The sequence below is a fragment of the Paracoccus sp. J55 genome, from assembly GCF_000513975.1.
Lineage (GTDB): Bacteria > Pseudomonadota > Alphaproteobacteria > Rhodobacterales > Rhodobacteraceae > Paracoccus.
Genome location: NZ_AZVA01000009.1, coordinates 1 through 16,139, shown reverse-complemented (window position 1 = coordinate 16,139; position 16,139 = coordinate 1). Strand labels below are relative to the sequence as shown.

The following is a 16,139-nucleotide window of genomic DNA, read 5'->3' as shown; positions in this document are numbered from 1 at the left end:
CTCCGTTCTGTTGCACCGACTTGACGAGGCAGCGCCCGGAAATGTGACATCCCTCCGCAAGAAAATCCACGGCCGCCGCCGGTCCACCCGGTCAGGCCACGCGCTTGCCCTGCACCCAGGCGCCGCGCAGCGCCCCCGCCTCGCCGATGCGGGCGACGCGGATCACGTCGGCGCGCGCCCCGGCCGCAAGCCGGCCGCGATCCCCGAGCCCCGTCGCCTCGGCCGGGGCCTGGGTCACGGTGGCGATGCCGCGCGCCATGTCGCCCCACAGATCGCCCAGAAGCAGCGCCGCCGACAGCAGCGACGAGGGCACGTAATCCGAGGACAGGATGTCCAGAAGCCCCGCCTCGGCCAGATCCGCCGCCGCGACATTGCCGGAATGGCTGCCGCCGCGGATCAGGTTCGGCGCCCCCATCATCACCCGGATGCCGTGGTCGCGGCAGGCGCGCGCCGCCTCGGCCGTGGTCGGGAATTCGGCGAAATGCGCGCCGTGCCCGGCCGAAACCGCGACCTGCGCCGCCGTGGTGTCGTCATGGCTGGCCAGCACCGCGCCATAGCGCCGCGCCTCGGCCACCGCGGTGGCTTCGTGCAGCGCGCCCAGCCTTTCGCGCAGGGCGCGCTGGCTGGCGACGTGATCGGCGAAGCCTTCATCCGACAGGCCGTGCTTGCCGCAGACATAGTCCTTGAGCTTCGAGAGGTCGCGGAACTGCCGCTCTCCGGGCGTGTGGTCCATCAGGCTGACGATGCCGATGCGGTCCCGGGGGCCGAATTTCGCCATCTCGGCCACCAGGGTTTCGGAACAGACCTCGGCCCGCAGGTGCAGGAAATGGCTGATCTTCAACGCGCCCCTGTCCCGCAGATCCAGGATCTCGTCGGCCAGCGCCCGGGCATATTCGCCATAGTTCGCCTTGCCGTCCGACACGACCGAGCCGACGCGCAGCGCGTCGAAGACCGTGGTGATGCCCACGCTGGCCAGTTCGCCGTCATGGGCCAGGATCGCCGCCTGATGCGGCCAATGCACCCGGGGGCGGGGCTGGATGTGCCGCTCCAGATTGTCGGTATGCAGTTCGATCAGGCCCGGCAGCACCAGATCGCCCTCGCAATCCAGCGCGCCCGTCGGCACCGTCCGGCCCGGATCGATGGCGGCGATGCGGCCATCGGCCATGCGCAGCGCGCCGCGGATCACCTCGTCGGGCAGGATAAGCGTGGCATTGGCAAGGATCGTCTCGGTCATTTCGTGCTGTCCTGTCTTGCGTCTGGCTCCATGGGCGGGCTGAATGCCAGCGCCGTGTCACAAGCCTGTGACACGCCAGCGATAAGAGCCTGCGCATGGAAATCATGAAGCGTTACGCCGTCTATTACGCCCCGCCCGAGGGGGAATTCGCCCGCTGCGCCGATGCATGGCTGGGCTGGGATGCCACCACGGGCCAGCCGCTGACCCCGCCGGAACTGGGCCTGCCGGCCGAGGAGATCACCCGCGACCCGCGCCGATACGGCTTTCACGGCACGCTGAAGCCGCCCTTCCGGCTGGCCGAGGACCGGGATGCCGAAGCATTGCACCGGGCGGTCGAGGCTCTGGCGGCGCGGCTTTCGCCGGTCGTCCTGCCCGGGCTGCGGCTGGCGAGCCTGGGCGGCTTTCTGGCCTTGGTGCCCGAAGGCGACACGGCGCCGCTGCAAACCCTGGCCGCGACGGTGGTGGCGGCGCTGGACGGCTTTCGCGCGCCCCTGACCGAGGCCGAGATCGCCCGCCGCCGCCCCGAGCAGCTGACGCCGCGGCAGCGCGAGCTGCTGGAGCTCTGGGGCTATCCCTATGTGATGGAGGAATTCCGCTTCCACCTGACCCTGACCGACCGGCTGGAGAAACCGCTGGCCGCCGAGGCGACGCGGATCCTGGAGGCGCATTTCGCCCCGGTCCTGCCCCGGCCCTTCAAGGTCTCGGACCTGTGCCTGTTCGGCGAGGCGGGGGACGGGCGTTTTCACCTGCTGCATCGCTATACCCTTTCCGGCTGAAGCGCGGCGAGGAAGCGCGCAAGCCCCTGATCGGGCGTGCCGTCGTTCATCACCACGCGCGGCGCGAGACCGGGCGGCAGCGGAAAGCCCGCCCGAGCCAGCCGCGCCGCCTGATCGGCGCCGCTTTCGCGCCCCCGCCCGGCCAGCCGCCGCGCCAGCACCTCGGGCGGCGCCGTCACCAGCAGCACCGTCAGGTCCGGGAACCGCGCCTGCGCCTCGGCCAGCACGGCGCGGCTGGCATTGATGAGCAGCGTGCCTTCGCCCGCCAGCGCGTCGGCCGGGATGCCATAGCCCAGCCCATGCGCGCGCCAATGCAGGGCGAAGGCGCCGGCCCGCTCGCGCGCGGCGAATTCGGCCTCGGTGACGGGCTCGAAATCCTCGCCGCCGGCCTCGGCCGGACGGGTGACGACGCGGCGGGCGGCGCGGATGTCGGGCCGCGCGGCGCAGGCCAGCGCCATCAGCGTGTCCTTGCCCGCGCCCGAGGGGCCGACCACGGCGACCAGCCGCCGGCTCATGCCGCCAGCCCCGGCGTAAAGCCGGTCACGTCGACCAGCCGGTCGCAGACCCGGTCCCGCGCCCCCTCGTCGTGGAAGATGCCGAGGATCGCGGCGCCGCGGGCCTTGGCCTCCTCGATCAGGCGCAGCACCACCTCGCGGTTCTGCGCGTCGAGGCTGGCGGTCGGCTCGTCCAGCAGCAGCGCCGGATAGTCATGGGCGAAGCCGCGGGCGATGTTGACCCGCTGCTGCTCGCCGCCCGAGAAGGTGGTGGGCGACAGCCGCCAGAGCCGTTCCGGGATGTTCAGCCGCGCCAGCAGTTCGGCGGCGCGGGCGCGGGCCTCGGGGGCAGGGGTGCCCAGCCGCAGCAGCGGCTCGGCCACCACCTCCAGCGTCGGCACGCGCGGCACCACGCGCAGGAACTGGCTGACATGGCCCAGCACCGCGCGGCGCAAGGCCAGGATCTGCCGCGGCTCGGCCGTGACCACATCGACCTCGCCGATGCGGATCGAGCCGGCCTCGGCCAGGTAATTGCCATAGACCATGCGCATCAGCGTCGATTTGCCGGCGCCGGACCGGCCGACCAGCCCGACGCATTCGCCGCCGGCCACGCGCAGATGCGCCCCCGCCATCACCGGGATCGCCACGCCGCCCTGATTGTGCAGGGTAAAGCTTTTCGAAAGGTTCCGGATCTCGATCATGGGCTACACCTGAAGGACAGAGGACACGAGAAGCTGGGTATAGGCATGCTGCGGATCGTCCAGCACCTGATCGGTCAGCCCGCATTCCACCACCCGGCCCGATTTCATCACCATCAGCCGGTCGGCGAGCAGCCGCACCACGGCAAGGTCATGGGTCACGATCACCACAGACAGGCCAAGGTCACGCACCAGCCCGCGCAGCAGGTCCAGAAGCCGCGCCTGCACGCTGACGTCGAGCCCGCCGGTCGGTTCGTCCATGAACACCAGCCGCGGCCCCGTCACCAGGTTGCGCGCGATCTGCAGCCGCTGCTGCATGCCGCCCGAAAAGACCGAGGGGCGGTCGTCGATCCGGTCCGCCGCGATCTCGACCCGGCCCAGCCAGTCGGTGGCGGTCTCGCGGATGGCGGCATAGTTGCGTGCGCCCACCGCCATCAGCCGCTCGCCGACATTGCCGCCGGCCGAGACGCCCATGCGCAGCCCGTCGCGCGGGTTCTGGTGGACATAGGCCCAGTCGCCGCGCAGCAGCCGGCGCCGCTCGGCCTCGGAAAAGGCCAGCACGTCGGCGCCGTCGAACAGGATCCGTCCCTCGTCCGGGCGCTGGTGGCCGGCAAGGCAGGACAGCAGCGTCGATTTCCCTGAACCGCTTTCGCCGACGATGCCCAGCACCTCGCCGGGATAAAGGTCGAAGCCGACGCCCATGCAGCCGATCCGGGCGCCGTAGCGTTTCGTCAGGCCCTGCACCGACAGCAGCGGTGCGGCGGTGATGGCGTTCTGCATCAGGGTCATGGCGTGGCTCCTTGCGGCGACAGGCGGCCGCGATGCCCCTGCGCCTGGCGCGAGGCACAGAAATCGGTGTCGGAACAGACAAACATGCGCGTGCCCCGGTCGTCGGTGATCACCTCGTCCAGATAGCTGCCGGCCGAGCCGCAGAGGTCGCATGCGTGATCGGCCTTCGAGGCGATGAAGGGATGGTCCTCGAAATCCAGACTCACGACGTCGGAATACGGCGGTACGGCATAGATGCGCGCCTCGCGCCCGGCGCCGAAAAGCTGGATCGCCGGGTTGCCGGCCAGCTTCGGATTGTCGAATTTCGGGATCGGCGAGGGGTCCATGACATAGCGCCCCTCGACCCTGACCGGATAGGCATAGGCGGTCGCGATCTCGCCATGCCGGGCGATGTCCTCGTAAAGCTTGACATGCATCAGCCCGTATTCCTCAAGCTCGTGCATCTTGCGGGTCTCGGTCTCGCGCGGCTCCAGAAAGCGCAGGGGCTCGGGGATCGGCACCTGATAGACCAGTATCTGGCCTTCGCTCAGCGGTTGCTCGGGGATGCGGTGGCGGGTCTGGATCACCGTGGCCTCCGCAGTGCGCTCGGTGGTCTCGACCCCCGCCGTGCGCTGGAAGAAGCGGCGGATGGACACGGCATTGGTGGTGTCGTCCGCGCCCTGGTCGATGACCTTTAGCCGGTCGTCCGGGGTCAGGCAGGCCGCCGTCACCTGAACGCCGCCGGTGCCCCAGCCATAGGGCATGGGCATCTCGCGGCTGGCGAAGGGCACCTGATAGCCGGGGATTGCCAGCGCCTTCAGCAGCGCGCGGCGGATCATCCGCTTGGTCTGTTCGTCCAGATAGGCGAAATTATAGGCTTGGTCGGTCATTCCGCCGCATCCTGCATCTGCACGGCCTCGCGCCGCATGCGCCGGACCAGTTCCAGTTCCGCCTGAAAATCGACGTAATGCGGCAGCTTGATATGTTCGAGGAAACCCGTCGATTGGATGTTGTCGCAATGGCTTAGCACGAACTCCTCATCCTGTGCGGGGGCGCCGGTGAAATCCTCGCCCAGCTCTTGCCAGCGCAGGGCGCGGTCGACCAGCGACATGGAAATCGCCTTGCGCTCGGACTGGCCCATGACCAGGCCATAGCCGCGGGTGAATTGCGGCGGCTCGGTCTTCGAGCCCTTGAACTGGTTCACCGTGTCGCATTCGGTCAGCTCGACCTCGCCGATCTCGACGGCGAAGCCCAGCTCGGGCAGTTCCACCTCGACCGCGACGCGGCCGATGCGCAATTCGCCCACGAAGGCATGGGTGCGGCCATAGCCGCGCTGCGTGGAATAGGCCAGCGACAGGGTGAAGCCCTCGTCCGCCCGCGCCAGCGCCTGCAGGCGCAGCGCGCGCGAGGCCGGCAGTTCCAGCGGCTGGCGCGTCAGGTCGGGGGCGGGCGTGTCCTCGGCCGGCTGCTGCTCGATCAGCCCGTCGCGGTCCAGCAGGCCGGTGACATGCGGCACCGGCTCGTCCGAGGCAGGCGCCATGGGGGCGGGCGGCGGCGTGCCTTCGGCGGCCAGCGCGAAGTCCAGCAGGCGGTGGGTATAATCGAAGGTCGGGCCCAGCACGTGCCCGCCCGGCAGATCCTTGAAGGTGGCCGAGACGCGGCGATCGACCGCCATCGCCGCCGTATCGACCGGGCGCGAGACGCCGAAGCGCGGCAATGTGGTGCGATAGGCGCGGATCAGGAACACCGCCTCGATCAGGTCGCCGCGCGCCTGCTTGATCGCCAGCGCGGCAAGGTCGGGATCATAGAGCGAGCCCTCGGCCATCACCCGGTTCACCGCCAGCGCCATCTGCTCGCGGATCTGGGCCACGGTCAGCTCGGGGACCGCGGGATCGCCGCGGCGTTCCTCGGCCAGCCAGGCATGGGCGGCGTCGATGGCGCGCTCGCCCCCTTTGACGGCGACATACATCAGGCGTCCTCCACATGGGTGCTGCGGGGCAGGGCGGCCAGCCGGTCGCCGCAGGTCAGGATGCAATCGAAGCCCAGCGGGAACAGCGCCCGGTTGGCGCGAAAGGCGGCGGTCTCGGGCAGCGAAAGCCGCACCTCGGCCTCGATGCCGGGGCCGGTCAGGCGGGCGCCCTCGGGCTCCAGCCGGTCCAGCTCGACGATCAGCGTGACCGAGCGGTCGGGATAGGGCGGCTCGCCGATGCGGAAACGGCTGACGGGTTGCAGCGCATCCCAGCGGCCAAGCGCGAATTGCGCCTGTTCGGCCGCAACCAGTGGCGCGCCGGTGTGAAAGCCGATCCAGCCGCGCAGCGCCTCGCAATCCGCGGCGCCGGCCAGATGCAGCGGCGTGGTGGCGTCGGTCAGCGTCAGCAGCGCCACCCCCGCCGCGACCGAGATCGGGGCAGGCGGCTGCGCGCCAGCGACGGCGAAGATGCGGCCGGGCCGGGCCATGGCCTCCAGCAGCGCGCGAAAGGCATGGGCGGATTGGGTGGAAGGGTCGGCGAAACCCCCGGTCAGGATGGCGTTCATGCGTCCTCTCCGCGCAGCATGGTGAAGAATTCGACCCGGGTCGCGGCGGCCTTGGCGGCACGGCTGGCGCGCGCTTCGGCGGCCTCGGCCCGAAGGGGGGTCAGCACCTTCGCCTCGATCCGCGGCGCGGCCTCGGTCTGCATCAGCGCATCGGCGATGGCGGCGCGGGCGGCATGGGCCTTGTCGCGGCCCTGCACGCAGGCATGGCCCACCGCACCGCCCGGCAGCCGGACCGAGCAGCGGGTCACGGTCATCTCGCCCAGGTTGAAGGGCGCGCCTGTGCCGCCGATACGGCCCTGCACCATCACGGTGCCGATCTCGGGCGCGCGCAGCAGCTCATGCGCGGGCAGGTCGGGCAGCAGCGCCGCCAGCCGCCCTGGCGGCGCCTTGGCCAGCGCCGAGATCCAGTCGCGGCGCGCAGCGGTTTCGGAAGGGGAAGAGTGGGACATTCCGGGCCTCGACAAGCTTGCGGGTTTGTCTAGATTCCTATACAACTATACAAGTGATAGCCTGCCCGCCGATTCGGCTCAAGGGCAGTCTTGTGAATTTTCGGTGACAGGGGGGTGCATGGCGCGCAGCGCGATCTGGAAATCCATCGCCGACACGCTGGCGGCCGAGATCGCCGGCGGGCATTACCACCCCGGCGACAAGCTGCCCTCCGAGGCGGTGCTGGCGGCGCGTTTCGGGGTGAACCGCCATACCGTGCGCCACGCGCTGGCCGCGCTGGCCGAGGCGGGGACGCTGCGCTCGCGCCGCGGTGCGGGGGTCTTTGTCGCGGCGCGGCCGACCGATTATCCGCTGGGCCGCCGGGTGCGGTTTCATCGCAACATCGTCGCCTCGGGCCGCACGCCCTCGCGCCGGCTGACGCTGACCGAGACGCGCGCCGCCAATGCCGAGGAGGCCGAGGCGCTGCGCCTTGCCGCCGGCAGCCCGGTGCATGTGGTCGAGGGCGTGTCGCTGGTCGATGGCCAGCCTGTGGCGGTGTTCCGCTCGGTCTTCGATGCCGGGCGCTTTCCCGACCTGTTGCGGCATGTGGTCGAGATCCCCTCGGTCACCGCGGCGCTGGCGGAATGCGGGCTGAAGGACTATACCCGCGCCTCGACCCGGCTGACGGCCGAGCTGGCGCCGGCGGTGATGGCGCTGACGCTGGAACTGCCCGAGGGGGCGCCGGTGCTGCGCTCGGTCTCGGTGAACGTGGACGGTGCGGGCGTGCCGGTCGAATACGGCACCACCTGGTTCGCCGGCGACCGCGTCACGCTGACCCTGCGCCCCGAGGACGTTTAGGCCCGGACATCGGGAACCGCGCCGTGTCCGCGGTGCGAAGGCGGAGGCGGTGAGGCGGTGCACGGCCCGGGGGCGAGAGCAGGGCCACGGACAAAAGAGCCGCGCCGCCGGACCTGCGGCTCCAGCTCCAGCTGGTCCGGCCGCGGCAAGGCGCCGAATGCCACCGGCATGACGCGAGGCGGCCGCGCGTCGCACCGCCGGCCGTCCGTGTCGCAAATTGCGAAGTGCTTCGGGCTCGATTCGTGCTGAATCACAGAAAGAAGGGCGGTGGGCCGGGTGGATCCGCCACGCTTTCATGAAAAACGACCCCGGGTTCGCACCCGTCGAACCCTTTTACAGGAGCCAAGTCATGTTGCGCGAATCGGATGTTCTGTCGATGCTTCTGCGCCGCAAGCCAGCCCATTCCCTTGCGCAGGAGCTGTATTGCGATCCCGGCGTCTTCCAGGTCGATCTGGAAAACATCTGGTATCGCGAATGGCTTTTCGCCATCCCGTCCTGCGAGATCCCGAAAGCCGGCGACTATGTCGTCCATGAGGTGGGCGTCTATTCGGTGGTGATCGTGCGCGGCACCGATGGCCAGATCCGCGCCTTCCACAATGCCTGCCGTCACCGCGGCTCGGTCCTGTGCAAGAGCAAGAAGGGCCGCAACCCGAAGATCGTCTGCCCCTATCATCAATGGACCTACGACCTGGACGGCCGGCTGATCTGGGCGCGCGACATGGGCCCCGAATTCGATCCGTCGCGGCATGGCCTCAAGCAGGTGCATTGCCGCAACCTGTCGGGGATGGTCTATATCTGCGTCGCCGACGTGGCCCCGGATATCGAGGAACTGGCGGCCGAGACGGCGCGCTACCTGGCGCCGCACGACCTGGAGAACTCCAGGATCGCCTATGAGAGCACCATCATCGAGAAGGGCAACTGGAAGCTGGTCTGGGAAAACAACCGCGAATGCTATCACTGCGCGGGCAACCATCCCTCGCTGTGCCGCACCTTCCCCGAGGACCCGCGCGCCATCGGCAACAACGACGACGGGGTCCTGGCCTCGGATCTCGACAAGCATGTCGCGCGCTGCGAAGCCATCGGCGCGCCCTCGGCCTTCAGGATCGCGGAACTGGGCGAATGGCGCTTCGTGCGCACCCCGCTGCTTGAGGGCGCCGAAAGCTACACCATGGACGGCAAGGTCGCCTCGACCAGGCCGAACTCGGGGATTCCGTTCCGGGATGCGGGCGCGCTGCTGAAATTCCGCTATCCGGGCACCTGGAACCATTTCCTGTCCGATCACAGCATCCTGTTCCGGGTGACGCCGATCAGCCCGACCGAAACCGAGGTCTGCACCAAGTGGCTGGTCCACAAGGATGCGGTCGAGGGCCAGGACTACGACCTGAAGCGGCTGACCGAAGTCTGGATCGCCACCAATGACGAGGATCGCGAGGTCGTCGAGAACAACCAGCGCGGCATCCTGACCCCGGCCTATGAGCCCGGCCCCTATTCGGAAATCCACGAGGGCGGGCTGATCCAGTTCACCGACTGGTATGCCAGCACGCTGGTTCGCGCGATCACCGGCCCCAAGACGATGGCGGCGGAGTAAGGAATGACGGTTCACAGCAACCTGGTCGTTTCCGACAGCAATGACATCTGGCGCGACACCGAGGAGCTGGTTTGCTGCTCGGTGGTGCCCGAGGCGCCCGATGTCGCGACCATCAGCTTCGTTTCCCCCAGCGGCGCGCTGTTCAAGTTCGAGCCGGGCCAGTTCCTGACCCTGGAACTGCCCGTGCCCGGCGAGACGGTCTGGCGGACCTACACCATCTCCTCCTCGCCCTCGCGGCCCTTGTCGATCTCGGTGACGGTCAAGGCGCAGGCGGGCAGCATCGGCACGCGCTGGATGCTGGACCACCTGCGCCCGGGGATGCGGATCAAGGCGACGGGTCCGCTGGGCGTCTTCACCATGCCGAGGAACGAAAAGAAGAAATATCTCTTCATCTCGGCGGGTTCGGGGATCACGCCCTCGCTGGCGATGACCACCTATCTGTTCGACCGGGCGACCGATATCGACGTGACCCTGGTGAACTGCGCCCGGCGGCCCTCCGAAATCATCGCGCGCAAGCAATTCGAGCACATGGCCGCGCGGGTGCCGTCGATCAAGCTCTATTTCATCGTCGAGGAGGACGATCCCTATCAGGTCTGGACCGGCTTCCGCGGCCGGCTGAACCAGATCATGCTGGGCCTGATCGCCGGCGACTACATGGAGCGCGAGGTTTACTGCTGCGGGCCCGAGCCCTTCATGGATGCCGTGCGCGAAATGCTCATCGCGCTTGGCTACGACATGGAGCACTATCACCAGGAAAGCTTCGCCAAGCCCATCGAGACCGTCGAGGATATCGAAGAGCATGACGACGTGGTCCCGGACGACCACGCCGCGGCCAAGATCACCTTCGCGGCCTCCAGCGTGGACGCCCTGTGCACCGAAACCGACACCGTTCTGGCCGTGGCCAAGCGGTCGGGCCTGAACATCCCCTCGGGCTGCACCTTCGGCGTTTGCGGCACCTGCAAGATCCGCAAGCTCTCGGGTCAGGTGCATATGGTGCATAGCGGCGGCATCTCGGACGACGATATCGAGGAAGGCTATATCCTGGCCTGCTGCTCGAAGCCGATCGGCCATGTCGAGGTCGAGGTCTGACGTCGGTTTCGGCGGACCAATCCCGGCGGGACCGGAAGCCGGTCCCGCATCCAGGACCGCGCCCCGGTTTTCGCAGGCTTCGGCCTGCCGGCTGCCGGTTCCTGATCGATGGCAGACTCCGGCATCGCCTTAACGGCAGCGGCGGCAGCCCGGAACGCCCTTCAGCGCATGTCGGTATTCGCGCCGATCTGCTGGACCGCCTGCGGCAGCAGCCGGGTCGGTCGACCCTTGGTGCCGAAAAGGCCGTCGTCCCATTGCCGCATGACCGCAGGGGGAAACATCTGCATCGGCGCCCCGCCCCCGAATGTCATGTGGCTTCATCCCCGTTCAGGACGGCAGGGACGCGACCAAGCGGGATCCGCATGCCGGAAGGGGTGACGAAGCTTTCGATCTCGGCCCGGGACAGCTCCCAATGCGCAACGGCAAGCTCTGCGGCGGCATCGGCATCGCCACGCTCGATGAGTGCGATGAATTGGTCATGCTGGTCGGCGGCGACCCGGCGCTGCTCGGCCAGAGCTTCGGCGCGCGGACTGTAGAAGGTCATCGCGATGCGCGTGTGATCGATCAGCAGCCGCCGCAGGCTGGGCATGAGATATTCATTGTCGGCCATCTCGCCGATGATCGCATGAAACCGCTGGTTCATCAGCGCGCGCCCGGCCACATCGCGATTGCGAATCGCCGCGCGGAACAGAAGCTGCGTATCCTTCAGCCGCATGATCTGGGCAGGCCTGGCATGTTCCGCGGCAAGCCGGCTCACCGCCGCGTAGATCATCGGCGCTGCCACGAAGAAATTCCGCAGCGTCTTGTGAGACATGGGGGCCACCTGCGCCCCGCGATTCTTGTGCAGGACCACATATTCCTCTCCTGCCAGCTGGTTCAGGACCTCCCTCAGGGGCGGGCGAGAAATCTCGTATCTTTCAGAGAGCTGGACCTCATCCAGATAGGCACCGGGCTCCAACTCCTGGGTCAGGATGCGCCGGCGCAGATCCTCCAGGCATTTCACCTTCTTGCTGGTCTGTCCTTCGCTCACTGCGTGCCTCCCACCCTGAGCACGACCCGTATTCAGGGCAAGCCAAGGCCTCTCAAGCACTGTAGCGAGAAGAAAGACATGTTGTCTACAATGGAAATCTGTGCTTTTTCCTCTTGGCGGAGGATCACATGAGACCGCCGGCGCTGGATCGAAGGCCGGAATATAAACGAGGTCTCGCAGCAGGAATTGCGCCGGCAGGGCCGCGGGCCCTTTCTTGGAGATGCGCATAGAAGATGTCAAAACCGCAACATTTTGTCTTCGCGCTTGTCGAGGACTATACGCATCTTGCCTTTGCATGCGCCGTCGATCCCCTCCGGATCGCCAATCTGATCAGCGGCAAGGAACTGTATCGCTGGTCCTATGCTTCCCTGGACGGGGAAACCGCCATCAGCTCGGACGGCACCGCAATTGTCGTTCAGCACAAGTTCGAAAGCATTCCCCCGTGCGACCGGGTATTCGTCCTTTCGGGCATCAACATGCGGCACAAGGATTTCCGCAACCTGATCGCCAGCCTTCGCACCCTGGATCGAGGCGGAAGAACGAAAATCGGAGCCCTGTGTTCCGGTGCCTATGTTCTGGCAAAAGCCGGATTCCTGAACGGCAAGCAGGCCGCCATTCATTGGGAATACCACGACAGTTTCATGGAGGAGTTTCCGGAAGTCAACCTGGTGCGGAACGTCTTCGTCGCCGACGAGAAATATATCACCGCGTCCGGCGGAACGGCCACCGCGGACCTGATGTTGAACCTGATAGAACAGGAACATGGCTACGACCTTTCCGTCGCGGTTTCCGACCAGATGGTCTATAATGCGGTTCGCGGCTCATCTTCCGCCCAGAAGGTCTCGTTGCAATCCCGAAGCGGAATGCGAAATTCTCATCTTGTTCGCGCTATCGAGATCATGCGCGAACGTCTGGACGATCCGATCCCTCCATCGGCGATCGCTCGCAAGATCGGAATTTCGACGCGGCAGCTGGAACGGCTGTTCGGAAAATATCTGAATACGGCGCCAAAGAAATATTTCATGGAAATGCGCCTGGAGAAGGCCAGGCATCTCCTTCTCCAGACCGAAATGTCGGTCACCGATATCGCCTTGTCGTGCGGCTTCGACAACCCTGGCAACTTCTCACGCGTCTACCGGACCGCTTTCGGAGTAACGCCCATGATGCAACGAGGGAAGCTGGGGTAGGGGGCCGAGCACTGGACCCTTACACAGCCGCCAGCCGCAAGTTTGCGGCCAGCCCGGAAGATGTCGCTGTTCACATGAAGAACGTCGCTTTTTGCGATGTCGAGGTAGAGTGATCGCTCTACCTTCGCTTCATGAGGAGCACGAAACTGAGAATCGCGAGGAATCTTGATCGGCAATTCGCCGAAATGGGTTTCGCAACCCAGGGGGTGGAGGCATTGCGCGAGGGCGCGGATGTGTCGCTCAGAACGCTTTACAAGTATTTTCCCAGCCGTGAGGAAATGGTCGTGGGGGCTCTGGAATATCGCGATGCCGCTTATTTCGACTGGATTTCCGGGGGGCCGGCGGATGGCATCGATCACGTGCTTTATCCCCTGAAGCGATTGGGCGACTGGCTTGAGGAGGTTGCGAATACCGGCTGTCTGTTCATGAATGCGCTGGCCGCCTATCCGGAAAGCCCTGCGATTCGCGAGACGGTCCTTTCCCATAAATCCCGCTTGGAGAATGCATTCCGCGAGCGACTGCACCATGTCGCACCGGATCGAGATACCGGGGAACTGGCCCAATCGCTGTTCCTGCTGCACGAAGGACTGACCGAGACCGCTCGATTGCGCGGCCCCGCCAGGGCCACCGCGACCGCCATTCGCGCCGCGCGCGCGCTGTTGGCTTCGGAAGGTCTCCTCCCGGCAAAAGACGACCCTGCCCTTGAAGGATGAGGCAAAACAAGAAATGCGCCTGCGTGAGATCCATATCTACAAGCATGATCTGCCGGTCAGGAACGGCCCCTATACGATGGCGAACGCCAAGGTCTGGTCGCTGGACACGACCCTGGTCCGCCTGGTGGCCGAGGACGGAACCGAAGGCTGGGGCGAGACCTGCCCGGTCGGTCCGACCTATGCCGAGGCCCATGCTCAGGGTGCCCGCGCCGCGCTGACGGCGATGGCGCCGGGCCTGATCGGGGCGGACCTCTGGCCGCTTGCGCTGCAGCGCAAGATGAACAGCCTTCTGAACGGGCACAACTACGCGAAGGCCGCAATCGACATCGCGGCCCATGACCTGATCGGCAGGAAGCTCGGCATCAGCGTCGCCGACCTGCTGGGCGGCGCGGTCACGGATCGGGTGCCCAGCTATTACTCGACCATCGTCGGCGACCCGGACGAGACCGCCCGCATCGCCGCCGAGGTGCGCGACGAGGGCTATCCCCGCATCCAGGTCAAGGTCGGCGGGCGCCCGGTCGAAATCGACATCGAGGCCATCCGCAAGGTCTGGGAGGTCATCCGGGGCAGCGGCATGCGCATGGCGGTCGATGCCAATCGCGGCTGGACCACCCGCGACGCGCTGCGCGTCAGCCGCGAATGTCCCGAGATTCCCTTCATCATGGAACAGCCCTGCAACACGATCGAGGATCTGCGCAAGATCCGGCCGCAGGTGGCGCATGGCATCTACATGGACGAAAACAGCCTCGACCTGAACACGGTCATCACCGCGGCAGGCACGGGGCTGGTCGACGGCTTCGGCATGAAGGTCACGCGCATCGGCGGGCTGCATAACATGCGCGCCTTCCGCGATATCTGCGAGGCTCGCAACCTGCCGCATACCTGCGACGACGCCTGGGGAGGCGATGTGATCGCGGCCGCCTGCGCCCAGGTCGCCGCCACCATGCGCCCCGATCTTTGCGAGGGCGCCTGGGTCGCCGCCTCCTATATCGACGGCAATTTCGATCCCCAGAACGGCATTCGCATCGAGGACGGCCATATCAACCGGCCGACCGGGCCGGGTCTGGGCGTTACGCCCGATGCGGCGCTTCTGGGCGCACCTATCGCCAGTTTCTGAAGCACGAGGAACGAGATGAGCTTCTCAGGAAAAACCGCCCTGGTGACCGGGGCGGCTGGCGGGATCGGCGCCGCGATCGTGGCCGGCCTGCGCGCGCAGGGCGCCCGGGTTGCGGTCGCCGACCGTGACGTCTCGGGGATCGAGGCAGAGCTACGGCTGCCCGGCGACCTGCTGGACGAGGATTATGTCGACGGGCTGGCGCAGGCGGCCCATGACGCCCTTGGCCGGCTGGACATCGTCGTGAACAACGCGGGCGTGATTACCCGCGGTCCGGTGACCGAAACCACGGATGCGGACTGGGTCCTGTCCATGGGCGTCAATGTCGAGGCGCCCTTCCGCATCTGCCGCGCCGCGATCCCGCTGATGGCCGGGCAGGGCGGTGGCGTCATCATCAACACCTCGTCCTGCTGGGGCGGCAAGGCGCCGGGACCGAACCATGCGCTTTACTGCATGACCAAGGCGGCCATCGCATCGCTGACGCAATGCATGGGCATGGACCATGCCCATCAGGGCATCCGCATCAACGCCGTCTGCCCCAACGAGGTGAACACGCCGATGCTGCGCAGCGGCTTCGCCAGGCGCGGTTTCGATCCCGACCGGGCGGTTGCCGAACTGGGCAAGACCGTCCCCCTTGGCCGCATCGCCGAGCCCGAGGATATCGCGGATGTGGTGCTGTTCCTGGCCTCGGATGCGGCGCGCTACATCTGCGGCGCCCTGATCGAAATCAACGGCGGGAAACCGGTGGCATGATGCGGTTCAAGGACAAGGTGGCGCTGGTCACCGGCGGACGGTCGGGCATCGGCCAGGCCATCGCCCGCCGGCTGAGGGACGAGGGCGCCCGCGTCTTTACCGCGCAGCGCGGGCAGGACGCGGAATTCGAAAGCCTTCCGGCCGATTTCACCGATCCGGCAAGCCCGGCGCAGGTTCTGGCCGAGCTGATCGCGCGCGCCGCTCGGCTGGACGTCCTGGTCAACAATGCCGGGATGATGCAGGAATCCTCGATCGAGGCGATGAGCCTCGGCGACTGGCAGCGCAATCTGATGGTCAACCTGACCGCGCCGTTCCTGATGATCCAGGCCGCGCTGCCGCATCTGCGCCGGACGCGGGGCAGCATCGTGAATGTCGGCTCGGTCGAGGGGCTGGGATCGAACCCGTCGCATGCCGCCTATTGCGCCTCGAAGGCGGGGCTGCACGGGCTGACGCGGGCGGTGGCAGTGGATCACGGGGCCGAGGGCATCCGCTGCAATGCCGTGGCGCCCGGCTGGATCGACACGGAGCTGAACGTGGATTTCATCGAGAGCAGGCCCGATCCGGCAGCTTTCCGTCGCGACATCGGCCGAATTCATCCGGTGGCGCGCACCGGAAAGCCGGAAGAGGTCGCCGCGCTGGTCGCCTGTCAACGGCGGAGCAAAAGTCGGCCGGGGCGGCGGCGTAAAGTCCGGCCAGTTGGGGGGTGCGCCATGGCGCGCGCGCTGGCCACATAGCTGGCGCGAGCCATGGCGCACTGGCCCCTTAGGGCCAATCGTGGGTAGATATTTTATGGTGATCAGCGCTGTTTACGGGCTGTGCTGTTGGCGAGGCGATAGCTTTCGCCGTTCATCTCGATGATGTTGACGTGGTGGGTCA

Annotated in this window: 19 protein-coding genes; 9 read left to right on the top strand and 10 right to left on the bottom strand. The window is 67.1% G+C overall.

Going from position 1 to position 16,139, the window contains the following annotated elements:
- Positions 1-91: 91 nt before the first annotated feature.
- Complete coding sequence (locus PARJ55_RS0110340; RefSeq protein WP_028712970.1) at positions 92-1,234, bottom strand: alpha-D-ribose 1-methylphosphonate 5-triphosphate diphosphatase; 1,143 nt, start codon at positions 1,232-1,234, stop codon at positions 92-94.
- 95 nt (positions 1,235-1,329) lie between these two features.
- Between PARJ55_RS0110340 and PARJ55_RS0110335 the strand changes: the two genes are divergently transcribed.
- Entirely contained in the window at positions 1,330-2,010 is a 681-nt protein-coding gene (locus tag PARJ55_RS0110335) for a DUF1045 domain-containing protein (RefSeq protein WP_028712969.1), read from the top strand.
- On the opposite strand, the gene phnN is transcribed toward PARJ55_RS0110335, so the two are convergent.
- From phnN to phnG, 7 genes are read right to left on the bottom strand one after another with little or no spacing between them, the layout of a single operon-like run.
- Positions 1,992-2,525 carry a phosphonate metabolism protein/1,5-bisphosphokinase (PRPP-forming) PhnN gene (phnN, locus tag PARJ55_RS0110330; RefSeq protein WP_028712968.1) on the bottom strand — a complete coding sequence of 178 codons (534 nt, stop codon included), beginning with the start codon at positions 2,523-2,525 and terminating at the stop codon, positions 1,992-1,994. The genes PARJ55_RS0110335 and phnN overlap by 19 nt on opposite strands.
- Complete coding sequence (phnL, locus tag PARJ55_RS0110325) at positions 2,522-3,205, bottom strand: phosphonate C-P lyase system protein PhnL (RefSeq protein WP_028712967.1); 684 nt, start codon at positions 3,203-3,205, stop codon at positions 2,522-2,524. The genes phnN and phnL overlap by 4 nt, the downstream gene beginning before the upstream one ends.
- 3 nt (positions 3,206-3,208) lie before the next feature.
- Positions 3,209-3,991, bottom strand: coding sequence for a phosphonate C-P lyase system protein PhnK (gene phnK, locus PARJ55_RS0110320; protein WP_028712966.1), 783 nt, complete (start codon positions 3,989-3,991; stop codon positions 3,209-3,211).
- On the bottom strand, positions 3,988-4,860 hold the full coding sequence (locus tag PARJ55_RS0110315; protein ID WP_028712965.1) for an alpha-D-ribose 1-methylphosphonate 5-phosphate C-P-lyase PhnJ: 873 nt from the start codon (positions 4,858-4,860) through the stop codon (positions 3,988-3,990). The genes phnK and PARJ55_RS0110315 overlap by 4 nt, the downstream gene beginning before the upstream one ends.
- Positions 4,857-5,939 (bottom strand): carbon-phosphorus lyase complex subunit PhnI, encoded by a 1,083-nt coding sequence (locus PARJ55_RS0110310; RefSeq protein WP_028712964.1) that lies wholly within the window; start codon positions 5,937-5,939, stop codon positions 4,857-4,859. The genes PARJ55_RS0110315 and PARJ55_RS0110310 overlap by 4 nt, the downstream gene beginning before the upstream one ends.
- Positions 5,939-6,505 carry a phosphonate C-P lyase system protein PhnH gene (gene phnH / locus PARJ55_RS0110305; RefSeq protein ID WP_028712963.1) on the bottom strand — a complete coding sequence of 189 codons (567 nt, stop codon included), beginning with the start codon at positions 6,503-6,505 and terminating at the stop codon, positions 5,939-5,941. Before phnH ends, PARJ55_RS0110310 begins: the two co-directional genes overlap by 1 nt.
- Complete coding sequence (phnG, locus tag PARJ55_RS0110300; protein ID WP_028712962.1) at positions 6,502-6,954, bottom strand: phosphonate C-P lyase system protein PhnG; 453 nt, start codon at positions 6,952-6,954, stop codon at positions 6,502-6,504. Before phnG ends, phnH begins: the two co-directional genes overlap by 4 nt.
- Before the next feature lie 118 nt (positions 6,955-7,072).
- Between phnG and phnF the strand changes: the two genes are divergently transcribed.
- The 3 genes from phnF to PARJ55_RS0110280 all read left to right on the top strand — a co-directional run bounded on the left by phnF (position 7,073) and on the right by PARJ55_RS0110280 (position 10,466).
- Positions 7,073-7,789: a phosphonate metabolism transcriptional regulator PhnF gene (phnF, locus tag PARJ55_RS0110295; RefSeq protein WP_028712961.1), complete on the top strand. Its 717-nt coding sequence runs from the start codon at positions 7,073-7,075 to the stop codon at positions 7,787-7,789.
- A gap of 349 nt (positions 7,790-8,138) precedes the next feature.
- On the top strand, positions 8,139-9,377 hold the full coding sequence (locus PARJ55_RS0110285; protein WP_028712960.1) for an aromatic ring-hydroxylating dioxygenase subunit alpha: 1,239 nt from the start codon (positions 8,139-8,141) through the stop codon (positions 9,375-9,377).
- A 3-nt stretch (positions 9,378-9,380) separates the two neighbouring features.
- Positions 9,381-10,466, top strand: coding sequence for a hybrid-cluster NAD(P)-dependent oxidoreductase (locus PARJ55_RS0110280; RefSeq protein WP_028712959.1), 1,086 nt, complete (start codon positions 9,381-9,383; stop codon positions 10,464-10,466).
- A 161-nt stretch (positions 10,467-10,627) separates the two neighbouring features.
- Here the strand turns inward: PARJ55_RS0110280 and PARJ55_RS23945 are convergent, their stop codons facing one another.
- Positions 10,628-10,777, bottom strand: coding sequence for a hypothetical protein (locus PARJ55_RS23945; RefSeq protein WP_156929471.1), 150 nt, complete (start codon positions 10,775-10,777; stop codon positions 10,628-10,630).
- Positions 10,774-11,724, bottom strand: coding sequence for a GntR family transcriptional regulator (locus tag PARJ55_RS0110270; RefSeq protein ID WP_084637824.1), 951 nt, complete (start codon positions 11,722-11,724; stop codon positions 10,774-10,776). The genes PARJ55_RS23945 and PARJ55_RS0110270 overlap by 4 nt, the downstream gene beginning before the upstream one ends.
- A 5-nt stretch (positions 11,725-11,729) precedes the next feature.
- On the opposite strand from PARJ55_RS0110270, the gene PARJ55_RS0110265 reads away from it, so the two are divergent.
- The 5 genes from PARJ55_RS0110265 to PARJ55_RS21865 all read left to right on the top strand — a co-directional run bounded on the left by PARJ55_RS0110265 (position 11,730) and on the right by PARJ55_RS21865 (position 15,997).
- Entirely contained in the window at positions 11,730-12,683 is a 954-nt protein-coding gene (locus PARJ55_RS0110265) for a GlxA family transcriptional regulator (protein WP_028712957.1), read from the top strand.
- Between the two features lie 131 nt (positions 12,684-12,814).
- Entirely contained in the window at positions 12,815-13,396 is a 582-nt protein-coding gene (locus tag PARJ55_RS21870; protein WP_051476396.1) for a TetR/AcrR family transcriptional regulator, read from the top strand.
- Positions 13,397-13,409: 13 nt separating this feature from the next.
- The gene (locus PARJ55_RS0110255; protein ID WP_028712956.1) at positions 13,410-14,513 is read left to right on the top strand and encodes a mandelate racemase/muconate lactonizing enzyme family protein; all 1,104 of its coding nucleotides are present in this window, start codon (positions 13,410-13,412) and stop codon (positions 14,511-14,513) included.
- A 15-nt stretch (positions 14,514-14,528) separates the two neighbouring features.
- On the top strand, positions 14,529-15,263 hold the full coding sequence (locus tag PARJ55_RS0110250; RefSeq protein ID WP_028712955.1) for an SDR family NAD(P)-dependent oxidoreductase: 735 nt from the start codon (positions 14,529-14,531) through the stop codon (positions 15,261-15,263).
- The gene (locus PARJ55_RS21865; RefSeq protein WP_084637823.1) at positions 15,260-15,997 is read left to right on the top strand and encodes an SDR family NAD(P)-dependent oxidoreductase; all 738 of its coding nucleotides are present in this window, start codon (positions 15,260-15,262) and stop codon (positions 15,995-15,997) included. Before PARJ55_RS0110250 ends, PARJ55_RS21865 begins: the two co-directional genes overlap by 4 nt.
- Positions 15,998-16,139 lie beyond the last annotated feature (142 nt).